Origin of the sequence: Streptomyces sp. NPDC017246 (assembly GCF_044331325.1) — a bacterium.
GTDB lineage: Bacteria > Actinomycetota > Actinomycetes > Streptomycetales > Streptomycetaceae > Streptomyces.
The window spans coordinates 40,874-65,113 of record NZ_JBIRMW010000012.1; the positions used below are offsets into that span (position 1 = coordinate 40,874).

General features: G+C 74.3%; 15 protein-coding genes and 1 tRNA gene. 5 read left to right on the forward strand and 11 right to left on the reverse strand.

Annotation, left to right across the window (positions count from 1 at the left end; all coding sequences use genetic code 11):
- Positions 1-2 precede the first annotated feature (2 nt).
- Entirely contained in the window at positions 3-5,411 is a 5,409-nt protein-coding gene (locus tag ACH4MY_RS26000) for a trypsin-like peptidase domain-containing protein (protein ID WP_398006126.1), read from the reverse strand.
- A 140-nt stretch (positions 5,412-5,551) separates the two neighbouring features.
- Positions 5,552-6,439: a DNA/RNA non-specific endonuclease gene (locus tag ACH4MY_RS26005; protein ID WP_398006127.1), complete on the reverse strand. Its 888-nt coding sequence runs from the start codon at positions 6,437-6,439 to the stop codon at positions 5,552-5,554.
- A 114-nt stretch (positions 6,440-6,553) separates the two neighbouring features.
- Between ACH4MY_RS26005 and ACH4MY_RS26010 the strand changes: the two genes are divergently transcribed.
- Positions 6,554-7,378, forward strand: a complete 825-nt coding sequence (locus ACH4MY_RS26010) for a caspase domain-containing protein (RefSeq protein WP_398006128.1) — start codon at positions 6,554-6,556, stop codon at positions 7,376-7,378.
- Positions 7,379-7,398: 20 nt separating this feature from the next.
- Here ACH4MY_RS26010 and ACH4MY_RS26015 read toward each other — a convergent pair whose 3' ends face one another.
- The 7 genes from ACH4MY_RS26015 to ACH4MY_RS26045 all read right to left on the reverse strand — a co-directional run bounded on the left by ACH4MY_RS26015 (position 7,399) and on the right by ACH4MY_RS26045 (position 17,925).
- Positions 7,399-10,296 carry an AAA family ATPase gene (locus tag ACH4MY_RS26015; RefSeq protein WP_398006129.1) on the reverse strand — a complete coding sequence of 966 codons (2,898 nt, stop codon included), beginning with the start codon at positions 10,294-10,296 and terminating at the stop codon, positions 7,399-7,401.
- A 226-nt stretch (positions 10,297-10,522) separates the two neighbouring features.
- The gene (locus tag ACH4MY_RS26020) at positions 10,523-12,223 is read right to left on the reverse strand and encodes a S8 family serine peptidase (RefSeq protein WP_398006307.1); all 1,701 of its coding nucleotides are present in this window, start codon (positions 12,221-12,223) and stop codon (positions 10,523-10,525) included.
- Positions 12,224-12,823: 600 nt separating this feature from the next.
- On the reverse strand, positions 12,824-13,690 hold the full coding sequence (locus tag ACH4MY_RS26025) for a GNAT family N-acetyltransferase (RefSeq protein ID WP_398006130.1): 867 nt from the start codon (positions 13,688-13,690) through the stop codon (positions 12,824-12,826).
- A 270-nt stretch (positions 13,691-13,960) separates the two neighbouring features.
- Positions 13,961-14,869, reverse strand: a complete 909-nt coding sequence (locus ACH4MY_RS26030; protein ID WP_398006131.1) for a hypothetical protein — start codon at positions 14,867-14,869, stop codon at positions 13,961-13,963.
- Positions 14,866-15,873, reverse strand: a complete 1,008-nt coding sequence (locus ACH4MY_RS26035; protein WP_398006132.1) for an SPFH domain-containing protein — start codon at positions 15,871-15,873, stop codon at positions 14,866-14,868. Before ACH4MY_RS26035 ends, ACH4MY_RS26030 begins: the two co-directional genes overlap by 4 nt.
- A 52-nt stretch (positions 15,874-15,925) precedes the next feature.
- On the reverse strand, positions 15,926-17,104 hold the full coding sequence (locus ACH4MY_RS26040) for a DMT family transporter (protein WP_398006133.1): 1,179 nt from the start codon (positions 17,102-17,104) through the stop codon (positions 15,926-15,928).
- Positions 17,101-17,925 carry a phosphatase PAP2 family protein gene (locus ACH4MY_RS26045; protein ID WP_398006134.1) on the reverse strand — a complete coding sequence of 275 codons (825 nt, stop codon included), beginning with the start codon at positions 17,923-17,925 and terminating at the stop codon, positions 17,101-17,103. The genes ACH4MY_RS26040 and ACH4MY_RS26045 overlap by 4 nt, the downstream gene beginning before the upstream one ends.
- A 201-nt stretch (positions 17,926-18,126) precedes the next feature.
- Between ACH4MY_RS26045 and ACH4MY_RS26050 the strand changes: the two genes are divergently transcribed.
- A complete protein-coding gene (locus ACH4MY_RS26050; protein ID WP_398006135.1) occupies positions 18,127-18,729 on the forward strand; it encodes a TetR/AcrR family transcriptional regulator in 603 nt (200 codons plus the stop codon).
- Positions 18,730-18,758: 29 nt separating this feature from the next.
- A complete protein-coding gene (locus tag ACH4MY_RS26055) occupies positions 18,759-19,136 on the forward strand; it encodes a DUF488 domain-containing protein (RefSeq protein WP_398006136.1) in 378 nt (125 codons plus the stop codon).
- Between the two features lie 66 nt (positions 19,137-19,202).
- Here ACH4MY_RS26055 and ACH4MY_RS26060 read toward each other — a convergent pair whose 3' ends face one another.
- Entirely contained in the window at positions 19,203-19,790 is a 588-nt protein-coding gene (locus tag ACH4MY_RS26060) for a DUF309 domain-containing protein (protein WP_398006137.1), read from the reverse strand.
- Positions 19,791-19,966: 176 nt separating this feature from the next.
- Between ACH4MY_RS26060 and ACH4MY_RS26065 the strand changes: the two genes are divergently transcribed.
- Positions 19,967-22,885, forward strand: coding sequence for an ATP-binding protein (locus ACH4MY_RS26065; RefSeq protein ID WP_398006308.1), 2,919 nt, complete (start codon positions 19,967-19,969; stop codon positions 22,883-22,885).
- A 52-nt stretch (positions 22,886-22,937) separates the two neighbouring features.
- A tRNA-Pro gene (locus ACH4MY_RS26070) sits at positions 22,938-23,011 on the forward strand.
- A 165-nt stretch (positions 23,012-23,176) separates the two neighbouring features.
- Here ACH4MY_RS26070 and ACH4MY_RS26075 read toward each other — a convergent pair.
- The gene (locus ACH4MY_RS26075) at positions 23,177-24,127 is read right to left on the reverse strand and encodes a glycoside hydrolase family 16 protein (protein WP_398006138.1); all 951 of its coding nucleotides are present in this window, start codon (positions 24,125-24,127) and stop codon (positions 23,177-23,179) included.
- Positions 24,128-24,240: the final 113 nt, after the last annotated feature.

Below are 24,240 nucleotides of genomic sequence, written 5' to 3' on the forward strand. Positions count from 1 at the left end.
ACTCACCTCGGCGTTCCGTTCGTCGGCGTTCCGTTCGTCGGGCTCCCGTTCACCGGGTGCCCCGGGGCCGGCCGGCCCGACTGGGCGGCCATGATCTCCTCGTACAACTCCGGCCGGAACTCGCGGAGATGGGCCAGGATCCCGCTCATCTGGGTGCCGACGTTGACGAACCGCGTCCGGGCACCCTGGAACTCGACCTCGTCCACCTTCCGCGTCCCCCGGTGCAGTCCCACCACCGTCCAGTCGTCGAGGCAGACCGGGGAGCCGGACGAGCCGCCGCGGGTGTCGGTGAAGTACAGGAGGTCGTGCTCGTCCGCCCGGTAGACCAGGTTGTTCCGCAGCGCGACCCGCTTCGGCAGACCGCCCGGGTGCTGGATGATGTTCACCGGTACGCGCTGCCGTTCCCGGACGAGCAGCGGCCGGGTCGCGATCCGGAGCGTCGGACGCCGTTCCTGGTCGGAGGAGAGCCGCACGATGGCGTAGTCGAGGGCGGCGTCCCAGGCGGCGAGTTCACCGGCCGTCGCCTCCGGCGCCGCCGCCGCGTTCTCGACGAAGTCGAAGCGGGAGCGCGACATGAGCGCCTGGAGACGCAGATCCTCGTCGCTCACGAACGGCCGCACGCCCGACTCCCACGAACGGGCCATCACCACGTGGTGGTTGGTGATCAGCAGATCGGGGGCGATCATCCAGCCCGTGCCGCCGTGCGGATACGAGGGAAGCAGCGGGGCGCCCGACTCGTACGGGGGGATCCTCAGGAGCGCGACGGAGGCGCCGGCCCGGATCCCGCCGTGCAGGAACTCGTACGGCACGGTGTCGTCCTGGAGGATGACCTCCTCCTTCATCTCCCCGGGCATCATCTCCGCCGGGAGCTCCGCCTCGCCCGTGATCGCGCGGGCGACGACGTCGAGTGCGCCCTGCAGTACGGCGCGCGGCCCGGGGTCACGCGTCTGCTCGATCGCGTTGTGCAACCAGATCTCCAGCGGCACCAGACCGTCGATCAGCCGCTCCACCTGGTTCATCGCGTTCAGATCGGCGTGGACCTGCTCCCGGGGGTCGTCCAGCGGTTCGAGGGTGGCCGTGAAGTAGCCAGGGACGCCCTTGAGGAGGGCGGAGCGCAGGGCCCGGTCCGCGAGCCCCGCCTCCAGGGCGGCGTTGCGGACCCGGACGAGTTCCTGCTGGCGGAGGAAGGGCTCCTTGCGGAGCGCGGCCCCGGCGGCGTTCGGCGGCGGGCGGGTCCACAGACCCGCGCTGCCGTGCCGGGGGCGCGCGCCCGGCCAGGAGCCCCGCTCCGTCCCGTTCGGAGCGCCGTCACCGTAGGCGTCGCCGTCGCCCTCGTGTGCGCCGCCGCTCGTGGACGCTTCTCCGACGCCCGCGTCCGCCGGGACCGCCGCACCGCGCGGCAGCGGGCCCGAGTCCATGGCGGAGGCGACACCGGTCAGCAGGTCCCCGCTGCCGTCCCGGAGCGTGAGGGCCTGCCGGGCGACGCTGTCCAGGGTGCCGCGCCGCCGTGCCTCCCGCAGCTCCCGTTCGATCCGCTCGCGGTCCGGGCCGGCCGGGTCACCCGGGAGCGCGGTGTTCTCTCCGGCGGCCGACGCCAGAATGCGGGCCAGCGGCTCCCGGAGCCCGGGTTCGTCGACGAGGGTGGTCTCGATCCAGCGGGCCAGCTCGGTGACCACGGCCTCCTCGTCCGCCGGTAGACCGACCAGCCGCAGCGTGTGTTCCAGGACCCGGGGGTCGGCGGGGCAGGCCGCGGCCGCCGCCGTACGGGCCAGCGACGGCTGCCGTGCCAGGTCGGCGTCGGGCATTCCGCGCAGCGTCCGGGCGAGCCGCTCCCGCGCCGGAGCGGCGTCGCCGTCCGCGAGGGTGGCCAGCCGCGACCGGGCGACGAGCACACCCAGGGACTCGAACCGCAACCCCAGTCCCGCCGCGATCTCCTCCGCCTCCTGGAGGTCCCGGTCCGCCTCCGCGAAGTCGCCCGTGTCCTGCGCGAGCCGCGCGGACAGCTGGAAGAGTTCGAGCTGGGTCTCCGCGCAGCCGGCCTCCGCCGCGCGGTTCACGGCCCGCTCGGCGCTCGCTCGCGCCTCGGCCGTCCGGCCGGAGCGGGCGAGGGTCTCGGCGAGCAGCGCGTGCAGCCGGCTGCACGGCGTCCACGGACGCCGCTCGGCGAGCCGCTGCGCCGCGGCCTCCACGTACCCCTGGGTGAGCAGGTCCTCGACCTCGCGCGCGGCGATCCGCTCCCAGTCCTCCTGGTCCGCCGCGGTCATGATCTGGTCGGGCACATGGCCGCCGATCCTGCCGAGGAGGAAGGCGGCCGAGCGGTGCGGCATCTCCCGGTCGGTCGAGCCGCCCAGGTAGGCGGCGACGCCAGGCTCCCAACGCGCCTCCACCGTGCGGGGGTTCTCGCCGAGCCGCAGCCGGTGGTAGATCTCCTCGGCGCGGTTCCTGGATCCCTCGCGCACCGCGTAGTACGCGACGGCGCTGTGGTCCACGGCCCGCATCAGATCGGTCCGCGCGCTGTCCGAGAGGCGCAGCATGATGGCCCGCAGATCGGCCCGGTGCCGGATCGCGTCGGGCCCCGCCGACTCCATCAGGTCGACCCGCGAGGTGAGCAGCCCGTACAGGCGGCGGGCCTCCGACGCGGTCTCGACGTGGAGCCCCGCCGGGCCGGCGAGCACCTCCCGGAGGAGGTCGGGGGTGATGAAGCGGAGGGCCAGGCCCGCCTGGACGAGGACCCGGACGTCGTCCTCCGCGATGTGCTTGAGGATGCGGTCGTACAGGGTGCCCTGGATGAGCATCTGGTCGACCTGCCGGTCGAAGTACCGCCGCCGGGACGGCAGTCCGCGCAGGAGCCCGCCGAAGGAGGGGGAGTCGGTGCCCACGGCGACCGCCGTACGGGCCGCCAGCTTGAGGCTCAGCGGGTGACCGCCGATCCGGTCGGCGAGGTCCTCCGCGAGCGCCTCGTCCACGACCCCGGAGGACATCAGGAGGTCCATGGACGCCTGGCGGTCGAGCTCGCCGATCTCCATCGTGCGCGGGGTGAGGACCCGGGCGGGATGGTCGATCGGGGCCCGCCCGGAGACGATGAACCGCAGGCGTGAGTACGCGGCCCGCAGCGCCGTCCAGATGGCCCACATCCGGGCGATGACGGGGGAGCCCCGGTACTGGGCCTCCTCGAAGGAGTCCACGACGACGACGAGCGGGGGAGCCGTCCCGCCGGGGGCCGGGCGGACGGCCTCGGCGGCCAGGGACGCGACCCGGTGGGCGAGTTCCTGTTCGCGGGCGCTGGCACGGGCGTGGAAGTCGGACGAGTAGTCGCGGGCGAGCGTGGCCCGGGTGCCGGCCAGCTGGTGGAGCTCGTCGAGCTCGTTGCGTTCGCCGCGCTGCACGGCGGCCGTCCGCTCGCACTCGTCGGCGAGCGCCTCGAAGGAGGCGTGGAGGGCGGGGTGGTGGACGCCGAGCTGGCGGGCCATCTCCGCGATCACGGTGGCGGGTTCGTGGATGGAGAGCGTGGGGCGCGCGAAGTCGATGTAGGCGAAGGGGAATCCGGCGGGCGCCGCGGCGAGGGCGTCGACGAGGAACTTGGCGAGGAGGGTGCTCTTGCCGATGCCGCCGACACCGTGGAGGAGCACCGGCGGCTCAGCCGGTTCCTCCGGCAGCGCGATGTACGCGTGCAGGGAGGCGAGTTCGGCGGTGCGGCCGTGGAAGGTCCCGCGGATCAGCCGGTGCATGGGCTGGAGCAGCCGGGCCGTCTCCAGGCGGTGCTGGATCTCGTCGACGGAGGGCAGGCCGGTCGTGCCCGGTACCCGGCTGAGCCAGAGCACGGCCTGAAGGGTGTCGGAGAGCTCCTCGACGTCGTCCGTGACGGGTGGGCCGGTGCCGGGGACCGGGAGGCCGGCGCCGCTGAGCAGGGCGAGGGCGGTGCGTTCCGGTCCCGGGCCTTCGGGACGCAGGTCGATGTTGGTCCCCAGGACCTGCAGCGCGGCACCGGGGCCCGCCAGCTCCGCCAGGGTGGTGTCGCGGATCTCGGGCTTGAGCGTCCAGACCGTGGCGCCGGGGGAGGGCAGGGCGGTGCAGTCGTCGACGAGCTCCAGGACGGCCCGCCCGGTGGGCCGCTCCTCGCCGGGCAGACGCAGCAGCGCGGGGTCGAACTCCTGGAGCAGGCAGGCCGCCTCCCGGTAGGAGCGGCGCGGGTCGGGCAGGGCGGCGACGGGTGCGGTGAGGCTGGCGCGCAGGGCGTCTCGCAGCAGATGGGCGGACTCTCCGGGCGGCGGCGACTCCGGGGGCAGTGCCCGGTGGAGCCGTACGACGTCCTCCGCGGCCGTGCACAGCCTGCGCATGTAACTGTCGCCGTTCGAGGGGGAGTCGACGGCTCGCAGCACCTCGGCCACGGCCGTTTCCGTGAGTTCGTGGACCTGCGCATCCTGGCCAGGCGCGGCCACCGTGTCGGTGAAGAACTCCCGGAAGAAGGAACGGAGATCGTCCTCACCCGCGATGCGTGTGGTGTCCCGGCACTCGTTCTTGCGGATCTCGTAGGGGAGTTGGCGCATCGTGGTGGCGTACCCGAGCAGCACCAGGCGCGGCACGGTCTCGGCGCGCACCGGGGTGTGCTCGTAGATCGCCCGGGCCAGGACGCCGATGGCGTCCCACACGTCCGAGTGGGGGTCGAGCCGGTCGCAGTCGTCGAGGACCAGCCAGTAGCGGTCCTCGGAGGCGCTGGCCCGGGCCACGATCCGGTGCGCGGCGTCCTCGAAGGACGGCAGTGGATCGTTCAACCGTGTGGGATTCAACGGAAATCCCTCGGTCTCCGGTCCCGCGACGAACGCGGAGAGCCGCTCCATCAGCCGTGCCGCCGTCGACGTACGGGACAGCGTCACCCGTACCGGACGGAAGTCGCGGTGCTGGCCGAGATGGCGGATCAGCTCATAGGTGTACGAGCGGCCGCTGTCCGGGGGGCCGTCGACGATCAGCACCGTCTGCTCCGGGTCGGCGAGGAAGCCCCGGAGCTTCTCGCGCAGCTCGGAGCGGTCCAGGAACACCTCGGTGCCGTGCTTCAGGAGATGACTGTCGACGGGATCCCGGGGGGAGCGCCGAAGCCGTTCGTCCTCCCGCAGCCGGGTGAGCAGATTCCGGGCCTCCGCGCCCTGTTCGAAGGCGTGCGGGTCGTCGATGGCGGCCAGCGCGTCGAGTCCGGCGAGGACGGCGAGCAGCCGGCGCTGGTGGGCGATGTCCCGGCGGGCGGCGGCGACCATCAGCAGGGCGTTCCGGTCGGCGTCCGGGGTGAGCGGAAGGTCCGCCACGAAGTCGGCCGGGAGACCGGCACGCAGCAGCTGTTCGCGTGGTTCGGGTGTGTCGAGGAGGTGGTCCCGCACCCAACTGGCGACGAGCCCCCACTCGGTCTCGGTGAGCGGCATACCGCACCTGCCCGGCGCTCTTGGCGCAGCGCCGGTCGCTCCGGCGCCGGGACGTGAAGACCGGGCAGGACGCCCGATCCCTTTCATCGTTCCACCGGGCAGGGAGGGTCGCAATCCCGGTGGGGGCCCGGGGCGGCGGGTCAGGGATGCAGCACGATGTCCCCGTACGACTCCAGCCGACGCCAGCGCTCCTCGGGCGCCCGCGTCGCCGGCATCACGTCCACGTCCGGCAGCGGCCCGAACTCCAGCTCGGTGATCTCCGCGACGTCCGAGACCGGCACCTGGTACGTACGGAACGGACCGAGCGGCGGCGGCGCGCCCGCCGTCGCCCCGGCCAGGGCCCGCTCGGCGTCCCTGCTCAGGTCGGGGCTCTGGTCGAGGACGTAGGCGGCGGCGGCGAGGGCCCCGTCCTGGAGGAAGGCGGCCACCTTCCAGAAGCGCATCGGTACCTGGATCCCCCGGTACGGCGGGTCGGAGTCCTGGAGCACCGGTCCGGTGAGCACCGTCAGCTTCCGGTCGTATGTGGCGGCGTGGTCGAGGAGGTAGTTCTCCAGGCCCTGCCAGAGCTGGCGGCCCTGGTTGAAGACGTCCGCCTGGGGGGCGGCGTTGGTGAAGTGGAAGGTGTCCGTATTGGCGCGCAGGGCCAGCGCCGTCGGTCCCCAGACCGGGTCGAGCCGCCGGACCAGATGACCGCGGTCGAGGCTGTTGTTCCGGTAGATCTCGTCGCCCGCCTGCTGCTCCTCGGGCAGCCGGGGGTCGAACAGCCAGATGTCGTCGCGGGGGACGTCCTCCTGGAGCGCGCCCCCGTCGATGCACACGGCCGTCGAGGCGGCGAAGCGCCGGTCGGGCCGGAAGACCACGGTGAAATGGGTGTACGGCAGGACCACCGTCTCCACCGTGCCCCGGGCCGGGAGCGGCAGCGGGACGAGGGGGCCGAGGAAGGCCTCGTCGTAGCCGGTGCGGTCGGCGAGCACGGCACGGCGGGCGGCGCTCGGGTCCGGAGGGGGCGAGGGATCGGAAGGCTTCATACGATGTAAGTACCGCGTGGAGAGGGTCGCGCTCGGCGCCGGACCACAGGCCACTCGATCAGACGCCCCGGTGTCCCCTCCGCTTTTCCCCCGCCGCACGCCAGGAGGCACCTCATGGCCACCGGACTCGCCCTGCACGTCGGACTCAACCGGGTCGACCCCGCCCGTTACGAGGGCTGGGACGGCACGCTCGTCGCCTGCGAGAACGACGCCCGCGACATGGCCCGGCTCGCCCGCAACGCCGGATTCGAGAGCACCGTGCTGCTCACCCCGGACGGCACCGTCGCCAACGTCACCGCCGTGCTCGGCGAGGCCGCCGCCCGGCTGGGCCCCGGCGACATCCTGCTCTTCAGCTACTCGGGCCACGGCGGGCAGGTGCCCGACGTCCCGGGATCCGACGCCCCCGGCTCCGACCACGAGCCGGACGCCCTGGACGAGACCCTCGTCTTCTACGACCGCCAGTTCCTCGACGACGAGGTCCGGCGGGCCTTCCACTCCTTCGACGACGACGTCCGGATCGTGGCCCTCTTCGACTGCTGCCACAGCGGCAGCAGCATCGAGCTCCCCGGCGGCCCGGAGGCCGACGGCACGGGCCGCTTCATGCCCGAACCCCAGCAGCGCCGGCTGTTCGAGCGCGACCGGGATTTCTACGCGACCCTCAAGGGCTCGCTCGCCGAGTCGGCACCGGCCGACGGGGCGGGGCCCGACGCCCTCCTCGTCTCGGCCTGCCAGGACAACCAGGTCGCCGCCGACGGCGACGTCAACGGAGCCTTCACCGAGGCTCTGCTCAAGGTCTGGGGCGAAGGCGCCTTCCAGGGCGGCTACCGCGACTTCCACCGGGCGATCCAGCGCCGGCTCCCCCCGACCCAGAGCCCGAACCTCTACCTCACGGGCACCCCGGACCAGGGCTTCCTCGACCAGCGGCCGTTCACGGTCTGAACCCGCTCCGGCGGCCCCCGCTACGGCCTGAGGGCCGTCGCCAGCTGTGCCCGCGAGCGGACGTCGAGCTTCTGGTAGATCCGGGTCAACCGCGCCTCGACCGTCTTCACGCTCAAGTACAGCTTCGCCGCCGCCTCCTGGTTGCTGGCGCCCTGGCTCACGAGCCGGGCGAGCCGCAGCTCCGCCTCCGTCAGCGAGGAGAGCGCGGGCAGAGCCTCCTCACCCCCGGCGGCGGTCCCGGGAGTCTCTCCCGCGGCGCCCGCCGGAGCCTCGCTCGCCAGCGCCAGCCACGGAGCGGCACCGGCCCGCTCGAACACCGAGGCCGCCGTCTGCAGCGCGCCCTGGGCGGCGGAGCGACGCCGTCTGCGCCGCTCGACCCGCGCCAGGGCGATCAGCGCCCGCCCCCGCTCCAGGGGCAGCCCGGCCCGCCCGAAGGCCTCGGCCGTGCGGGTGAGCAGCTCCGCCGCCTCGTCGGTCCGCCCCTCCGCCGCGAGCCACAGGGCGTACGCCCGGTCGCAGCCGAGCAGGACCGTGGTCCGTCCCAGCCGGGAGGCCACCGGCCGTACCTCGTCGAGGAGCGCCAGGGCCTCGTCCGCGGCGTCGTGGGCGAGCAGCGCCTCCGCCAGCTCCTCGTGCCAGCGCAGCATCGACGGGTCCACGGTCGACTGGGCGCGCTCGTCGGCCTGGACGCGCCGCAGTGTCTCCAGGGCGGCGGCCACGTCGCCGTTGATCAGCTGGACCCGGCCGAGCGCGTACCGGCTGCGGGAGAGGAAGACCCGGTCGCCCTCCTCCTCCGAGGCCTGGACGCTCCGCCGGGCATAGCTCGCCGCCCGGGCGAAGCTGCCGCCGGCCGTCTCCGCGAGCGCCAGGGTGTACCAGGCGGGGCCGGGGGAGAGGCCCGCCTCCAGGGTGAGCGCGAGGGACTGCCCCGCGTGGGCGAGGGCGGCCGCGCAGGCGCCCCTGCGGGAGTCGATGGCGGCCACGGTGGAGAACAGCTCGATCGTGTCCTCCACCGAACCGCGCCGCTGGACCAGGGGAAGGAGCGCGTTCAGTTCGTCCCGGGCGTCCGTCAGACGGTCGTCGAAGAGGGCGTGGCGGATCGTCAGGATCTGGGCGGCGTTGCGGATGCCGAGGGGACGTTCGGCCAGCTCCAGGGCGCGGGCCTGCGCGAGCACCGCCTCGGCGTCCGGTGAACCGAGGGCCCGTTCCATCCGGGCCTGCACGGTCAGTGCCTGGGCCGCGGTGCGCGGATCGCCCATCGAGGCGGCCAGAGCGGCCGATTCGACGGCCGCCGTGCGGGAGCGATGGGGATCGCCGTCGGCGAGGACGTACTTGATGGCGAGCCGGAGCTGTACGGCGGCCCGCAGGGCGGTGTCCCCCTCCGAGTCCTCCATGGCGTGGACGTACATCTCGTCGAGTCCGGTCAGCCCCTGCCCCGCCGTGTCGAGTACGGCGAGCCGTGCCCTGACCCGGTCGGCCGGCACCGCGTCCCGGGCGAGCAGATCGGTGGCGGCCCGCATCGCGAGGTCGGCGCGCGCCGCGCGGGCGGCCTCCTCGGCGGCGTCGACGAGCCGTGCGATCCGCTGCGTCCCGTGCCGTCCCGGCGTCGACTCGGCGGCGAGCAGGGCCAGTTCCGCGGCGAGCGCGTTGTTTCCGCGCCCCCGGGCGAGGTCGGCCGCGGCCGCGACCTCGGCGGCGAGGTCCTCGTCCGGGCTGTCGGTGGCGAGCGCCCTGTGCCGTACCGCCTCCACGGGGTCGTCCACGACCTCCGCGAGGGCCGCGTGTCCGGCGCTCCGCTCGGCCCAACAGGCGTCGTGCACCAGGGTGGAGGGCAGCAGCCCGGCGGTGAAGGTCACCGAGCCGTCCTCGGCGAGCGACACGAGGCCGGCCCGCTCGGCCGCGGCGAGGTCCGCCTCGGCGTTGGGCCGCCCGGCCCGCCGCACCAGGGTGGAGGAGGGGCGCAGGGCGAGGGCGGCGAGCAGCAGCGTCTCGCGTACGGCCGGCGGCGCGGCGCCCAGGAGCTGGCGGGCGAGGTCGCGGGCGCGCCCGGAGAGGGTCAGCGCCTCCGCGTGGTGCACAGGGGTCCGGGCGTCGGCGAGTGACCGGCCGACGGCGAGTGCGAGCCGCGGGTTGCCGCCGCTGGCGCGGTGGATGCGGCCGGCCATCCGGGAGGGGAGCCGGTGGTGGATGAGGAGTTCGGCGATCTCGTCGGCGTGCAGCGGGGGGACGAGCAGCACGTCCGCCTCGGACGGTACCCAGAGGTGGGTGGCGTGCGGGTCCTCGGGGCGGTGGGACGCGCGGTAGGGCTCGCCGGCCTCGCCGTACGGTTCCGGGGTCTCGACGGCCACCACCCGCAGCGCGGGCGGTGCCAGGTGGAGGGCGAAGCGCAGCAGGTCCGCGCTGTCCGCGTCGACGTGCTGCACCCCGTCGACGACGAGCAGGACGGGGCCCCGGCAGGTGAGGTTGCGCAGGATCTGGGCGATGCCGAGCCGCAGGGCGATGGGGTCCCAGCCGCCCGCCTCGATCGGCGCCTCGCGGCAGAGCATGGCGACGGCGGTGCGCTGGGGTCCCGGCAGCTCGTCGAAGACCCCGGACGTCTCGGGCGGGGTGGTGCGGAGTCCGGGCCAGGCGGGCGTCGTCGCCACCGAGGCCACGAGCGCGGCGGCCGAGGCCCCGGGTATCTCGCGGTCGGACGGCAGGGTCGCCAGCCACAGCACGGTCTCGCCGCGTGCCTCGGCGCGGGCGGCCTCGGCGAGGGCGAGCTCGGTCTTGCCGACACCGGCGGGTCCGGTGAGCAGGGCGCGGCCCCGGGTGTGGAGGGCGCGTTCGAGCCGGGCGAGGAGTTCCTCGCGGCCCACCGGCGCCGGCGGACCGCCCGCCCCCGCAGGGCGCAGGGCGAGGTACGGAGCTGTCGTCACTGTCCACCACCTCCGCCGCTCGGGCCCCCGGCCCATGGGCCCCGTGGGCAGAGAATACGGAGCCCACCGGAGGAGTCCAGGCCCCTTGTCCGGCATACGGACAGCGCGCCCCGGCGTGAGGGTGCGTCGAAACGCCAGAACGCGCCCGTGGTGTAGACCACGAGCGCGTCGCTGACCAGCAAGAATGCTGATGTGGGGGGTGGTTCGAGGGTGGAGCCGTGGTGCGTTAGAAGGTGAGGCTCCACGAGTTGATGTAGCCGGTGTCACCCGAGGCCACATCGCGGACCTGAAGCTTCCAGGTGCCGTTGGCGACCTCGCTCGACGCGTCGACCGTGTACGTGGTGACGACGTCGTCGGCGCTGTCCGAGGACGAGGACGCCTTGAGGTTGCGCACCGTGCCGTCGGGGGCGATCAGGTCGATGACCAGGTCCCCGCGCCAGGTGTGCTTGATGTCCACGCCGACCTTGAGGGCGGCGGGAGCGTTGCCGGTGCGGCCCGTCACGGCGATCGAGGACGACACGGTCGTGTTGTCCGGGACCGTCACATCGGTCGCGTTGGTGAAGACGGTGCCGGTCGGCGGAGTGGTGGTGCCGGTGACGGCGTCCACCGTCTTCGCGGAGTCGGCGATGCCGGTGCCGCAGCCGCCGGTGCAGGTGCCGGGCAGCGGTCGGGCGTTGGCCTTGATCGCGGACTCGATCTCGGCCGGGGTGAGGGTGCTCTTGGCCGACTTCAGCAGGGCGGCGAGGCCGGCGATGTGCGGAGCCGCCATCGAGGTGCCCTGGTAGGGCTTGTAGGTCTCGGCCGACTGGGTCGTCGAGCCCGAGTTCAGCGTGGAGTAGATGCCGTTCTCGGGGGTGGTGACGGTACCGGGCGTGTCGGTGGCGCGGCGGGTCTCGCCGCCGGGCGCGGCCACGTCCACGATGGTGCCGAAGTTGGAGTAGTACGACCGGTTGCCCTCACGGCTGGTGGACGCCACGTTGATGACGTTCGCGCAGTTGGCGGGGGTGAAGCCGGAGGCGTTGGCGTTGCTGTTGCCCGCGGCGACGACGACGGTGGTGCCGCGCGAGACGGCGCCGTTGATCGCGGTCTGGTAGACGCTCGGGCAGGAGGCGCTGGCGCCGCCCAGGCTCATGTTGATGACCCGCGCCGGGTTCGGGTTGGCGGGGACGCCCGGCACGGTGCCGCCGGAGGCCCACGTGATGGCGTCGGCGATGTCGGCGGACGAGCCGCCGCACTTGCCGAGCACCCGCACGGGCTGGATCTTCGCGTTGTACGCGATGCCCGCGATGCCCTTGGTGTTGTTCGTGACGGCGCCGATGGTGCCGGCCACGTGGGTGCCGTGCCAGGAGGAGTTGGAGGCCTTGGAGCCGGTGCCGCACTCCCCGTCGGTGGCGTTCCAGTCGCCCTCGTCCTTGGCGTCCGCGTCGCGGCCGTTGCCGTCGCGGGCGTCGGCGGAGGTCGAGATGAAGTCGTACCCGGAGACGACGTTGGCCGCCACGTCCGTGTGGGCGGCGTAGCCGGTGTCGATCACGGCGACGGTGACGCCGGAGCCGGTGGTCTTGTCCCAGGCCGCCGGAACGTTCATGCCGCCGGTGGGCTCGAAGAGGTCCCACTGCTTGGCGTAGTCGGTGTCGTTCGGCGTGACCGCCATCGCGTAGGCACGGATGTCGGGCTCGACGGAGGCGACGGACGGGTCGGCGCGGAACGCGTCCATGACCTCCGTCACGTCCTGCTTGGTGGCGCTGTCGCCCAGGTCGACCAGGGCGCCACCGCCGGCGAGGCGACGCTCGAAGGAGAGCTTCTCGCCCGTCTTCGCGGCCTTCTCGGCCGTGTCGCTCTTCGCGGCGGTGTTGGAGCCGGCCTCGGTGGCCTGGCTCTTGTAGGTGACGATGACCTTCTCGACCGGAGCGCTGGGGAGCGCCCTCATCGTCTGCGAAGCCGGTGCGGGCTTCGGGGTGGCAGCGCCCGGGGCGGCGGCGATCGCCCCGGTCGTGGCAGCGGCGCCGAGGATCGCGGCGCTCGCGACCACGGATATGACTCTCCGCCTGGAACCGTTCAAGGTGTGGCCCTTTCGAGTACGACGTAACTGCGGAGCAGTGGCGGCGGCGCGGGACACACGGAGCGAAGTGGGGTCGCGAACCGGCATTCCCTGGGCTTGGGGGGCCCGTGCGCCGCCACCGGCGCGACGGCCCGGGTCAAGGCCGTCACCGGCGGATGCCACCCTCCTCATGCACCTGTCAGGGTGCGCTCGGGGGATGATATCTGCCGGTGCGGAGGACAGTAGGGAACGGGGGGGTGAACCCGATACGGGGAAAACCCTTGTCACCCCTCACAGCCCGGCGGGGGGTCGGTGAGGGGAGGTTCGACCAGGTGCGCGGGCACGGGAGTCGGCACCCCGTCACACACGCGCCGAGCGGCAGGAGTACGCGGGGCTCGGCGGTCAGGTACGTACCTTCTCAGCGGGAAAGGTACACACCTCTCGGAGCGAGGGCGACGGGGGCCCCACCCCGAGGCGTACGGCGTGACCTCAGCCGAGTTCGAGCGTCGTGACCCCGTAGACGCGCTCGTGCGCCACCGGGCGGACCGGGCCCGTGTACATCCGGGCCGTCTCGAACGTCGGCTCGAGACCCCGCTCCTCGGCCAGCCGCGCCGCCACCGGATTCGACTCCGGCATGTCGACCGCGATCCGGGCCGAGCCGAAGCCCCGGGCCTCGGCGGCGAGCGCGTCGAGCAGGGCGGCCGCGTCCGCCGGGGTGTCCGCGAACAGCGGCCCGACCCGCGCCTCGTCCTGCGCGGGGCGGACCACCCCGTACCCGGTCGGACGGCCGTCGACGACCCGGACCAGCGCCCGGTGGCCGGGCGTGGCGAGCCAGGCGCCGAGGAAGCGCGGCCGGTCCGCGTGGTGGCAGGCGGCGTCGTACGCGGCGAGGGCGGCCGGGTCGACGAGCCCGGCGGCCACCACACCCGTCACCGGGCCGTCGGGGGCCGGGACCTCGCCCACGTACCGCGCCGTCCGGTAGGCCGTCACGAAGCCGGAGCGCCGGTAGTTGTCCTGCTGCGCCGGTACCCCGTCGAGCCCGACGGACCGGTCGCCCGCGTGGGCGAGCGCGGCCCGCCAGGTGGCCAGGCCGTGGCCGAGGCCGCGGAGTTCGGGACGGACGAGATAGAAGCCGAGGAACGCGTACGCGTCGTCGTAGGTGACGACCGAGATGGCCGAGACCGGCTCCCCGTCGACCCGGCCGAGGAAGAAGCCGCGGGGGTCCTGGGCGAAGAACGCGGGGGCGTCGGAGAGTCCGGGGTTCCACCCCTCCTCGGCCGCCCAGGAGCGCACGAGCCCCCAGTCCCGCTCCGTGGCGGGCGAGACGGACAGTGAGCCGGAGGAGGCGGAGGCCATGGGGGTTCCTTCGACAGCCGGAGCAGGCAGATCCTCGAACGGGGTGAAACCGGGACGGAATCCCCGGGGAAACCGGGCAAAGCGCGCTGAGCATAGCGCCGCACGCGACCGCTCTCGCCCACGGCCGATCGATTCCGGCCGCGGGCACCCCGGCGTCCGCAGGGCTCTCTTCGGCCATGCTCCGGCGACCTCCACGAGGGTGATGCCGGTTCGGGGAGTGTTCCCCGGCGCTCCTTCGCCGGTCTCCCGGTGGCTCCTGCGAGGGCTCCCTCAGTGGACGAGGCGCAGGCGCGGGCCCGCGACCGTGAGGCGAACGGTCTGACCCCATGTCAGCTCCAGCGCGTCCGACTCGACGCCGTCGCCGAACGCCACCAGCCGGTCCGACTCGACGGTGAGACGCAGGCCCTCGCCCGGGTCGAGGAGGCCCTCGACCCGGCTGGTGCCGGTCGCCGGCGACGGCCAGGCCTCCCGGACGAACCAGGCGAGCCGGGCGTCCGCCGGCGCGGGCAGGGCGAGCGCGCTGGAGCGCTGCTCCCACAGGGACCGCAGCCAGCCCGTGGCCCCCGTACCGGTGCCGACCAGCACACCCGAGGAGGCCTGGGGCTCGGGCGCGCCGCTCGGCACCTCCGGCGTGTCGAGTTCCAGCGTGTACCGGGCCGTCTGGTGGCCCCGCGGCCCGACGTAGATCTCGTTCAGGGCGAGCAGTCGCTGCGCGTCGTCCGTGACGGCCTCGACCATCGTCAGCTCGTCGACCGTCGCCCCCGCCTCCACCGCGTACGGCAGCAGCCGTCGCGCGCGGTCCGCGCGGTGCCGGACCAGGACACCCGGATTGCGCCCGGGGTCGGCGTCGATCCCGATGACGGGCTGACCCGTCAGGTACTTCGCCGCGTTGGCGACCAGACCGTCCTGACCGACCACGAGGACCACGTCCTCCGGTCCGAAGAGGAACCGGTCCAGATCGGCACGTTCCACCCGGGTCTGCCGCCAGGTCAGCGGCACCGCGCCCGCCACCTCGGCCAGCGCCCGGCGGGTCCGCTCGTGGCGCTCGCGCACGGCGTCCACCGAGCGGCCGCGCGCGGAGAGGAAGAACGCGGCCTGGCCGTGCGTCCCGTGCCGGGCGAGCAGCTCCTCGTACTCCGTGGTCCGGTGCACGAGCACCGCGCGCGGCGCGAGGCTCACGGCCTGGCCCCGCCCTCGCCCAGCTTGGCGAGCAGCCCGGTCAGCACGTCCGGCGAGAGCGTCAGGTGCTCGATCCGGGGCAGGTTCTCGGCCGCGCGCGTCACCGCGAGGGCGTGCAGGGTGGCGGGATCCACCTCCGTGTGGGCCCGCAGCCACTCGGACTGCGCCCCGGCGCGCGCGGTGCCGACCTCGCGCGCCGCCTCCGCCTCGGCCCGCGCGAGGCGGACCTTCCGTACGGCCTCGGCCTCGGCGCGTACCGCGTCGGCGGCGGCGTTCTCCTCGGCCTCGCGGCGGGCGTTGGTGCCGCGCTGCTCGACGAGCCGCTCCTCCTGCCGGGCCAGCTCGATCTTGCTGGCGAGCTCGTTCTCGGCGATGGCGCGTTCGCGTTCGACGGCGACCGCGCGGCGCTCGTACGTCGCCCGGTCGGCCTCCTGCTGGATCTGCTCGCGGGCGGGGGTGCGCAGGGCGCGTTCGACCTCGGGTTCGGGGCGGAGCGCCACGACCCTGACCGCGACGACCTCGATGCCGGTGGCGGGCAGCCGCGGTTCGGCCGCGAGCCCGGCCGTGACGCGGTCCCGGACCGCGGCCACGCCGTCGACGAGCGCCTCGGCGAGCGCGGTGCGGGCGAGGACGTCGAGGGCGTGCTGCTGGGCGGTCTCGGTGAGGAGGGTGGCGATCTGCTCCAGCGGGGTGCCGCGCCACGCGCCCGTGTCGGGGTCGATGGAGAAGTCGAGGCGGGTGGCGGCGGCCGCCGGGTCGCCGATCCGGTACGTGACGGTGGACTGGACGCTGACGTCCTGGAAGTCGGCGGTACGGGCATGGAAGGCCATCGCCAGTTCGCGGTCGTTGACCGGGACTTCGGAGAGGGCCGCGGTGCGTGGCCGGAACCAGAAGCTCAGACCTTCGCCGTCGTGGACGAGCCGGCCGCGGCGCTGGTGGCGGATGTGCGCGGTGGGCGCGGAGCGCAGATGGCGCCAGCCGGCCCGCCGGGTGATGTCTGCCATGAACAAACCCCCTTGTCGTCATGTTGACGATAGGGGGTTCGTCCGATTGTCGTCAAGATGACGAATTCAAGGTCATCGCCTGCTCCCGGCCGCGCGCTCCCAGGTCCCCGGTACGAGGTGTCGGCACCGCCTGAAGCTCCCGGGGGACACGCGTCCGCGCGGAGTCCGGACCCCCGGGACCGACGGGGAGCAGGGGCACGGTCACCGCCACCGGTTCGACCACCGGCAGGGGCACGGCCACCGGCATGTGCTCGGCCGTCGGCAGGGACTTGGCGACCGGCGCGGCCTTGGCGACCGGCGCGGCCTCGGCGGCCGGAGCGGTCTCGGGGGAGCCCCCCTTCGTCAGCAGGACCACACCCCGCGCCGCGACCAGCGAGGCGCCGGCCGCGACCAGCCAGCCCCACGCACCCGCCCGGAAGGTCTCGCCGAGCAGCGCCACCCCGATCACCGCGGCGGCCGCCGGGTTGGACAGGTTGACCACGGCGAGCGGCGCCGCGAGACCGCCCCGGTAGGCGGCCTGGGAGAGGAGCAGGCCGCCCGTCGCGAAGCCCGAGATGAGCAGGGCGAGCAGCGCGGTCTGCCACCAGCTCGGCTCGCGGCCCGGAAGTTCGAGCGCGAGCGCGGCCGTCAGGGTCTGGGTGAGCGCCGACGCCACACCCGAGGCGATCCCGGAGGCCGTGGCGTGGCCGAGCCCGCGGCCGGCCCGCCCGCCGGCCGCGGGCGCCCCGGCGCCGCGTGCGGCCCCGTGCTCCCGGCCGTGCAGCCGGCCCGAGGCGAGCGCGGTGATGAGGAGCGCCGTCGCCGCGGCGACGAGCAGGGACTCGCGCAGGCTGAGCGCCTCGCCGGGCGCCGTGGGACCGGTCACCGCGACCAGTCCGACGAGACCGCCCAGGGTCCACAGGGCCCCGCGCCACTCGGTACGGGTCACCCGCCGCCGCGCGGCGTACGCGCCGAGCGGCAGCGCCGCCACCAGGGTCAGCGCGCCGAGCGGCTGGACCAGGGTCAGGGGCCCGTAGTGCAGCGCGGCCACGTGGGCGACGGCGCCGGCGGCGTTCAGGCCGACCGCCGACCACCACTGCCCGCGGGCGAGCAGCGCGCGCAGCGCCCCGCGCCCGTCCTGGGCGGGGGAGGCGGCGGCGAGCCGGGACTGGGCGACGGCCGCGAGCGCGTATCCGGCGGCGGAGACGAGCGAGAGGAGCACCGCGATGACGGTGCCGACGGCGGGGTTCATCGGAGGACTCCGACCGGAAGAGGGGCCGTACCGAGCGGGTGGGGTACGGGTGGTGGCGCGGTCCGGCGTCCGGGGGCGCGGACGGCGAGCAGCGTGAGGCCGAGGATCGCGGCGGCGGCGAGCGCGTCGAACCAGTAGTGGTTGGCGGTGCCGACGATGACGAGCAGGGTGAGCAGCGGGTGCAGCAGCCACAGGACCCGCCAGCGGGACCGGGTGGCGGCGATGAGGCCGATGGCGACCATCAGGGCCCAGCCGAAGTGCAGCGAGGGCATGGCGGCGAACTGGTTCGCCATCGAGTCCGTCTCGGGTGTCGCTCCGTACACGGAGGGGCCGTAGACCCGGGCGGTGTCGACGAGTCCGGCGGCGGCGAGCATCCGGGGCGGGGCGAGCGGCATCAGCAGATGCAGGGCCAGCGCGGCGGCGGTGACGAGCGCGAGGACGCGGCGCGACCACACGTAGTGGGCGGGGCGGCGCAGGTACAGCCAGACGAGGAAGGCGAGCGTGGCCGGGAAGTGCACGGCCGCGTAGTACGTGTTCGCTGCCCGGACCAGCGATTCGGTGTGCAGGAGCAGCTGCTGGATCGTTCCCTCGTCCGGCAGGTGGAGCGCGCGCTCGGCGTCCCAGACGCGGTCGGCGTTCCTGAAGGCGCGGGTCTCGTGGCCGTTGGCGAAGAGCCGGCCGACCTTGTAGACGAGGAAGAGCGAGGTGACGAGCGCGAGCTCGCGCAGGAGCGGCGGTCTGACGGTCCTCTCACCGCCGTCCCCGTCGCGCTCCTTGCTCCCTCCGCGGTCGTGTCCGGCGGGGCCGGGGGTAGGCGTCATCCCCGGTCCTGCAGGACGTGGTCCTCGTATCCCGCGTATCCCGCCAGCCATCGTGCGGCCCTCTAATCCGTCAAATCGCCAACAAACGGAGTGAGCCTAGATCCGATTTCATCGAGACGCAAGCGTCTCGATACGTTTGCGTCTCGATTGTGCACCCCCTACTCTCGTATGTGCAGAGACAGAGGCGTCCTGGAGGGATCGATGTCCACAGAAGCCGCGACCGCCGCAGCCCGCCGCAGCAAGATCACGCCGGAGCGCGAGACCGAGCTGTACGACGCCGTGCTCCGCCTCCTGCGCGAGGGCGGCTACGACTCGGTGACCATGGAGGGCGTCGCGGCCCGCACCAAGTGCGGCAAGGCCACCCTCTACCGGCAGTGGGGCACGAAACCGCAGCTCGTCACCGCCGCGCTCGCCCAGCGCCGCTGCACCGTCTTCACCGGCATCGACACCGGCACCCTCGCCGGCGACCTGCGCGAGGCCGGCCGCATCGCCGCCTCCCACCACGAGCGCGACGCCGAACTCATGGAGGCCGTCGCCCAGGCCTTCATCCAGCACCCCGACCTGCGCGCCGCACTCCGCGAGACCGTCATCGCCCCCGAGGTCGCGGCCATCGACGCGGTGGTGGCCCGCGCGGTCGAGCGCGGCGAGGTCGACGCCGACAACCCCGCGATCGGCTTCGTCGCCCCCTGCTTCCTCGGCATGCTCCGCATCGAACGCCTCTTCGAGGACCGCTTCTCGGACGTCTCCACCATGCGGACCTTCGTCGACGCCGTCCTGCTTCCGGCGCTGTGCGTCGAGGGGTGAGTCGCGGGCCCGTCCGTCACCCTGGAGCCATGCCCCCACACAGCCACGACGTCCGCGTCCGCCGGATCTACGAGCCACCCTCGCCCGACGACGGCGTACGGGTCCTCGTCGACCGTCTCTGGCCGCGCGGACTCGCCAAGACGGACGCCCACATCGACGAATGGCCCAAGGCGCTCACCCCGTCCACCGAACTCCGCCGCTGGTACCACGGCCCGGAGGGTGCGTACGAGGAGTTCCGCCGACGGTACGAGGCCGAACTCGCCGTCCCCGAGGCGGCGGCGGCCCTGGACCGGCTGCGCGACCTCGCGGCCGAGGGGACGGTCACCCTCCTCACGGCCGCCAAGGACCCGTCGGTCAGCCACACATCGGTGCTGGAGCGGGAACTGGAGCGGCGGTCGGGGGAGTAGCCGGGGAAGCGGCCGGCGGCGCCGTCGTCGGGGCGGCGGCCGGGGCCGTCTGCGGGGACGCGGCCGTCAGGGAAGGTCCCCGCGCAGTCGGGGCGCCTCGGCGGCGGCGTCGACCACGGTCGGGACGTCCGCGGCGGCGCCGGACACCGCCGGGCCGATGTCCTCGCTCCCGCCGTCCGCCCCTCGCGTCCGCCCGGCCTCCGCGCGATCGGCCAACTCCCGCGCCCACGCCACGAGTCCGAAGACATCGATCCCCCGGGCGACGGCGGCCTTCGTCACGTCCGCAGGCGCGCCCGCCAGGCGGTCGGCGCCACGGCGCAGCAGCCGCGCCCCGCCCGCCGCGTTGCCGCGGGCGGCGTGGGTCAGCCCCACCGCGAGCTGCGCGAGGCCCTGCCACAGGTCCCGTTCCGACTCCGGGCCGGACTTCCAGGCGTCCTCGAAGACCTCGTGCGCGTGGAAGGGCATTCCGGCGTCCAGCAGCCGCTGCGCCTCCCGCAGGGTCTCCTCCGGAGTGCGTACGACCCCCTCGGGCTGCCGGGGCACGCCCTCCGCCCCGTACTGCAGCGGCCGGCCGAGCCCGTCACGGGGACGCGCGCTGCGCGCCCGCCCCTCGTCGTCACGGTCCCTGCCGGGGTCACTCGTCGTCCGGTTCACGCGCCCATTGTCGCCCCCGGGACGATCAGGACCGCTAGGCTCGTCGGTCCAGCGAATCCCGGGTCCGCGTGGGTCGCGCGGGCCGGTCATGGCAGCAGCTCTTGTGGGGGAGTGGGTCACCGGTGTCGTCGGATGTGTCGTCGGATCCTGAACGGCCGCCGCACGCAAGGTCGTTGGTGGAAGCCTGCGGTGGGGGATCCGGGACGTCCGCCGCCGGAGGCCCGCCGCGCCGGGGAGTCCGCCCCGACGGCGGAGGCCTCCTGGAACGCGGCCCGGAACTGGCCGCAGCCGCCCACGCCGTCGACGCGCTCGTCGCCGGATCGGCCGGCGGGTCCGTCACCGGGCCGGCCGGCGGGCCGGTCGTCGGATCGCTCGGCGGGTCCGCCACCGGGCAGGCCGCCGCGTCCGCCGCCGGGTCCTTCGGCCGTCTCTCCGGCGCGCCCGGCCCCGTACCGCACGGCGGCGGCATCCTCGTCTTCCGGGGAGAGCCGGGCATCGGCAAGACCGCGCTCCTCGCCGAGATCCGCCGCACCGCCCGCGACCGGTGCACCGTCCTGACCGCACGGGGCGGCGAGACGCTCACCTCGGTCCCCTTCCACCTCACACGCCAACTCCTCCAACCCGCTCTGGACGGGCACGACGCCGACGCGGTCCGCCACCTCTTCGGCGAGCACTACGACCTCCTCGCCCCCGCGCTGGGGCTCACGGCGCCGCCGCCGTCCTCGGCCGGGCCCGCGGACCCGCAGGGCGTACGGGACGGTCTCGTACGGCTCCTGGACCGGCTCGCCGAGCGGCTGCGGGACCGCCCGCCGGTGCTGCTCGTGGACGACGCCCACTGGGCCGACGCCGAGTCCCTGGCCTGGCTCGACGCCTACACCCGCACCCGGCGCGACGGTCGGCTGCCCGTCCTGGTCGTCCTCGCCCACCGGCCCCTGCCGAGCCGACCGAACGGCCCGGGCGGGCCCGGCGCCCTCGCCACCTCCGCCACTCTCGCCGCGCTGGGCGACCGCGCCGTCCTGGCCCTCGGCCTGGACGCCCTCACGCCCGACGCCACCGCCGTACTGGCGCGGGACGCCCTCGGCGGGCACGCGGACGCACCGTTCTGCCACGAACTCTGGACGGTGACCTCCGGGAACCCGTACGAGACGGTCGAGCTGCTCGCCAAGGCCCGCGACCGCATGGTCGAACCCGTCGCGGGATCCGCCGCCCTCCTCCGCGATCTCGCCGCGGGCGCCCGCGGCGGCGGCCTCGTGGCCCGCCTGGAGGCGCTCGGCAGCGGCCCGGCCCGACTCTCCTGGGCGATCGCCGTCCTCGGCACGGACAGCACACCCGAGCTCCTCGCGGCGCTCACGGGCATGGCACCGAGCGAGGTGGCCCAACACGGCGAGCGCCTCCGCCGGGCCAGGATCGTGGCCGCGCCCTCAGCGGCCGCCCCGACGCATCCCCGGGGGACCGCAGCGACGGCCCCTCTGGAGTTCGCCCACCCGCTCATCGCGACCGCCGTCCACGGGTCGGTCCCCGCGGGTGTACGGACCGCCCTGCACGGACGGGCCGCCTGGGCGCTCACCGCGGCGGGGCGAGGACCGGCAGCCGCCTCCCGGCACCTCCTCGAAGTGCACCCGGACGACGACGAGGACGTCGTCCGTCAGCTGCGCGCCGCCGCCGTCGAGCACCTGGCCGTCGGAGCCCCCGAAGCGGCTCGCCGCTGCCTGGACCGGGCCCTCGCCGAACCGCCCCGCCCGGAGACGTACGCCACCGTCCTGTACGAACTCGGCTGTGCCTCCCTGCTCACCGCACCCGCCGCCACGGTCCGTCATCTGCGCTCCGCGCTCGACCTGCCGGGACTGGACGACGCGCGCCGGATCGACGCGACCTTCCGGCTCGCCCAGGTCCTCGCCCACAGCAACCAGCTCGGGGAGGCCGCACGGACCGTCGCCGCCGAGGCCACCAGGACCCCGCCCGGCACCGGCCGACGGCGTCTCCAGGCCGCGCACTTCATGTACGAGGGGTTCCAGGCCGTCGAGGAGAACGGCCCGGGACGCTCCCGCCGCCTGGCCGGGCTCACCGCCGACTTCACCGGCGCGGACAACTCCGAACGGGCCCTCGTCGCCGTCCGCGCCTTCGACGCGATGCTCCGGGGCGAACCCGCCACCGAGGTCGTACGGCTCTGCGACCGCGCCCTCGTCGACGGCGCGCCGGCCCGTGGGCTCGGCTGGACCGACACCACCTGGGGCTTCGAGATCCCGGCGCTGACAGGCATCGCGTACGCGTTCGCCGACCGTCCCGACCGCGCCGAGACCCTGTTCGGCGAGGCGGTCCGGGCCTTCGAGATCTCCGGCTGGAGCGGCGCGCACCTGGCCTTCGCCCACACCCTGCTGGGCCTGGTCCACCGGAGGCGCGGACACCTGCCCCGGGCCCAGCGGCACCTGGAGGAGGGCCTCCGGCTGGCCGACCGGGTCGGCACCGGACTCCCCGTCCACTGGGACACGGCCTGCCTCCTCGTCGACACGCTGCTCGCCCGCGGCCGCACCGCCGAGGCCCGGAAGGTCGCCGACCACTACGCCTTCGGCCCGCCCTGGCCGGGCGCGATCGTGCTGCCCGACGGCCCGAGCGTCCTCGGCCGGCTGCTGCTCGCCGAGGGCCGCCACGAGGAGGCGGTCCACACCCTGGAGGCGGCGGCCGAGGCGCTGACCGTCCGCGGCCGGCACCACGGCGTCTGGGCCCCCTGGCCCTTCGACCTCGCCCGCGCCCTCGCCCTCGCCCCGACGGATCCGGACCGCGCGGCCGGGATCGCCACCCAGGCCCACGGCCACGCCGAACACCTCGGCACCCCCACCGCCCTGGGCGAGGCCCTCCGCTGTCTGTCCCTCTTCGCGCCCCCGGCCGAGTCCCGCCGCCTCCTCACCCGCGCCGTCGCGCACCTGGCCGCTTCCCCCTCCCGCTACGAGGAGGCCCGTGCCCGCCTGGACCTCGCCCACGCGACGGGCTCGCCCTCGGCCCTCGCCGAAGCGACGTCCCTGGCCACCACCTGCGGCGCGGACCCCCTCACCTCCGGCGCGGTGACAGCCCGTGCGTCAACCCACCGTCCGGAGTGAGGTAATGTTTTCCCTGCACGCCGACGCGGAGAGAAACCGCGAAGACGAGCACCGGGACGTGGCGCAGCTTGGTAGCGCACTTGACTGGGGGTCAAGGGGTCGCAGGTTCAAATCCTGTCGTCCCGACTCGAGAGAGTCGTCGATCGAGGGGCCGTTTCAGAGCAATCTGAAACGGCCCCTCGATCGTTTTCGCGGACCGGTCGGGGACCAACTCGCCTTGACCCGCCGGAGCGCACTTCGACGGGGTCGAGTTGCGCTCCGGGGGTGCTTGCGACCGTGCAGCGGGTGGGGTCAGGGCTTCGGGACGGTGTTGACGTAGTCGGTGCCGGCGCTGTGGAAGCCGTCCACCGTCTTCTGGACGTCCGCCCGGGAGACGGCCTCGCCGGCCTTGTAGTAGACCCAGTCGACCTTCATGTCCCAGGTGCGCCGGCCACCGGTGAAGGGGAGGTCGATGAGCCAGTTGCTGAAGTGGATGTCCATCTGCTCGCGCGGGACGTACTTGCCGGAGCTGGTGAAGAGCTCCTTGCCGTCCAGGGAGTAGACGACCTTTCCGTCCATGGCGGTGATCAACATGGTGTGCCATCCCTCGAGGCTCCGCTTGAGGGTGTGGTGGACCCGGTCCGGCGGGTCGGCCCTGTACCAGCTGACGTTGTCGAGCTGCGGACCCACCGAACCCCAGCCGCCGTTCGGCAGGTACTCGAAGTCGAGTTCGCTGTAGTTCTCCGAGGAGTCCGAGGGGGAGATCGGGAAGAAGGTCTGGACGACGTGGTCGCCGTCGCGTCCGTTCGTGGGCTCGTCGCTGAGGTGGACCCGGGCGGCGAAGGTTCCCTTGAGGAAGTTCCGGCTCGTGGTCTGCACCTCGACCTGCGTGGTGCCCTGCTCCGTGCCGTCGGTGGAGGAGCGCAGTCGCAGGACCTTGCCCCCCTCGGCCGTCGGGTCGGAGGGGAAGGCGGCGCCGTCGGCGCTCCAGGTGTCCTTGATCCCCGGGCCGCCGCCGCCGGTACGGATCTCCCAGCCGTGCGCGGTGAGGGAAGGGTCGTCGGCGCCGGTGTAGTCGAAGTCGTCGAACAGGGTTCCCGGGGGGCCGGTGGGCGTCGGTGAGGCGTCCCTCGCGGGCCCGGCGGCGTCGGCGCCCCCGCCGGTCGCGGGGCCGGCGGAACACGCGGCGAGTACGCACAGGAGGGCGGGCAGCGTGAGCGCCGTCCACGCTCGGCGACGAGAGGTGCGGCGGGGCTGGCTCACACGGGCTCCTTGGGGCGTAGAGGCGGTGACTGGACACGCCCGTTGCATGCGGGTCAATCGCTGATCGCATGAATTGAGCGGTCATCCTAGCGAAGGATTCAGGCCACCCCGCC